Origin of the sequence: Agromyces humi, assembly GCF_009720255.1 — a bacterium.
GTDB classification, from domain to species: domain Bacteria; phylum Actinomycetota; class Actinomycetes; order Actinomycetales; family Microbacteriaceae; genus Agromyces; species Agromyces humi.
Genome location: NZ_WJSP02000491.1, coordinates 1 through 2,346 on the forward strand (window position 1 = coordinate 1; position 2,346 = coordinate 2,346).

2 protein-coding genes are annotated in these 2,346 nt (G+C 73.9%); one reads left to right on the forward strand and one right to left on the reverse strand.

Annotation, left to right across the window (positions count from 1 at the left end; all coding sequences use genetic code 11):
* On the reverse strand, nucleotides 1–1,200 hold a 1,200-nt coding region (locus GH736_RS21320), incomplete at its 3' end, for a glycoside hydrolase family 3 protein (RefSeq protein WP_203230897.1).
* 221 nt (nucleotides 1,201–1,421) lie between these two features.
* Between GH736_RS21320 and GH736_RS21325 the strand changes: the two genes are divergently transcribed.
* A complete protein-coding gene (locus GH736_RS21325) occupies nucleotides 1,422–2,060 on the forward strand; it encodes a TetR/AcrR family transcriptional regulator (protein WP_159606877.1) in 639 nt (212 codons plus the stop codon).
* The last annotated feature ends 286 nt before the right edge of the window (nucleotides 2,061–2,346 follow it).

The following is a 2,346-nucleotide window of genomic DNA, read 5'->3' on the forward strand; positions in this document are numbered from 1 at the left end:
GAGCGGGTCGCACACGTGCGGTGCGGTGACGAAGGCGCTGCCGCCGCCCTGCGTGAACGGCGTGACGGCGTTGTGGCCGAGGAGGGCGATGCGGGCGGGGCCGTCGGGGCCGGGCGGGACCGGCAGCAGCCCGCCCTCGTTGCGGAGCACGACGGTTGACCGTGCGGCCGCCTCGGTGAGGAGCGCGGTCACCTCGTCGCCGCCCGGATCGTCGGTGGCGCCGCTCGCGTCGTACGGCAGGGTCTCGCCGACGAGTCCGCTGAGGGCGCCGACGCGCTCGGCGAGGCGCACGATGCGGGCGACCTTGTCGTCGATCGCCGACTCGGGCACGCGCCCGTCGCGCACGGCGGCGAGGAGGCCGTCGGCCCAGGGGCCGCCGGGGCCGGGCATGACGAGGTCGAGCCCTCCGAGGGCCGGCTCGACCGTGGTCTTGGTGGCGAGCCAGTCGCTCATCACGACGCCGTCGAAGCCCCACTCCTGCTTGAGGATGCCGTTCAGCAGCGGACCGTGCGCGGTGGAGGTCTCGGCGACGCCGTCGCGGGTGAGGCCGTTGTACGCGGCCATGATCGTCCAGACCCCGGCGTGGACCACGGCCTCGAACGGGGCCAGGTACACCTCGCGCAGGGTGCGTTCGTCGATGCGGCTGAGGTACTCGGTGCGGTCGGTCTCGGTCTCGTTGCCGACGAAGTGCTTGACGCAGGCGGCGATGCCCTGCGACTGGATGGCGTCGACGAACGCGACGGCGAGGCGCGCGGTGAGGAGCGGGTCCTCGGCGAGGCATTCGAAGTGGCGGCCGCCGACCGGGCTGCGCTGCAGGTTCACGACCGGCGCGAGGATGACGTCGACGGCCTTGCGCCGCGCCTCGGCGGCCATCAGCGTGCCGAGCCGGGCCTGCAGGTCGACGTCCCAGGTCGCGGCGGTGGCCGAGGGAGCGGGCAGCTGCGCGGAGGGCAGGCCGTCCTCGCCGGTGCCGCGCACCCCGATGGGGCCGTCGGAGACGGTCATCGTGCGGAGCCCGATCTCGGGGATCGCCCGCAGCGTCCACGTGGCGGCGCCGGTGAGCAGCGCGACCTTCTCGTCGAGGGGCAGCGTGGCGGCGACGGCGACGGCGTCGAGAGCCGGTGATTGGGCGATCGTCTCGGTGCCGGCCGTGGACTCGGTGGAGTCGAGGGCGCCGGCGGCGGTCGTCGTTGAGCTCACGCCTATACTCCATTCACGTCTCGTCGTTGAGTGACGAGGGACATGCTGACACACTTACTGACTTGTAAGTAAGTTCGTGAACGTCACAGTTCGGTAACGTCGCGAGCGGGCCCGTATCGGGTCCGCTCCGCGGGTGCTGCACTCGACTCGCGGGCTCGCCGCAGCATCCGGCAGCGTTGCGGATGCGGCGACGACGAGCCGCACAGGAAGGAACACCCGTGGTGGAGACAGCGCGAGACGACCCGCGCGGCAGGCCCGCTGCCGAGCGCGTGCAGCGCCCCCAGGCGCGCACGACCGAGCGTCGCGAGGCCGTGCTCAAGGCCGCGATGAACGTGTTCGGCGCGCGCGGCTACAACAAGGGCGCCCTCGTCGAGGTGGCCGAGCAGGCCGGGATGACCCACGCCGGCGTGCTGCACCACTTCGGCAGCAAGGAGGGCCTGCTCGTCGCGATGCTGAAGTACCGCGACGGCGAGGAGGTCGCCGGAGTGCCCGCCCGGGCGCAGACCGAGGGTCCCGCGTTCCTGCAGCACCTCGTCGACACCGTCGAGGAGAACACGCACCGGCGCGGTGTCGTGCAGGCCTACTCGGTGCTGTCGGGCGAGTCGGTCACCGACGGGCACCCCGCCCACGACTACTTCCAGGAGCGGTTCCACATCCTCCGCGCCAAGATCGCGGGCGTGCTCGGCGAGGTCTCGGGCAGCACCGACGAGCAGGAGCTCATCGACGCGGCATCCTCGCTCATCGCCATCATGGACGGGTTGCAGGTGCAGTGGCTCCTCGAGCCCGAGGCGATCGACATGCCGCGGATCCTGAGCCGCACGATCGACGAGCTCGTCGACCGGCTGCGCGCCACGGCGTAGGCCGTCGACGCCATGCGCGTGACTCCCGATCGCGTCGAGGCCATGCTCGACGACCTCGCACGACTCGCGCGCGCCGAATCGCCCTCCGACGACCTCGCGGCCGTGGCCCGGAGCGCCGACGTCGTGTGCGACCTCGTCGGCTCACGACTCGGCCGTTCGCCCCCCCCCCCCCCCCCCCCCCCCCCCCCCCCCCCCCCCCCCCCCCCCCCCCCCCCCCCCCCCCCCCCCCCCCCCCCCCCCCCCCCCCCCCCCCCCCCCCCCCCCCCCCCCCCCCCCCCCCCCCCCC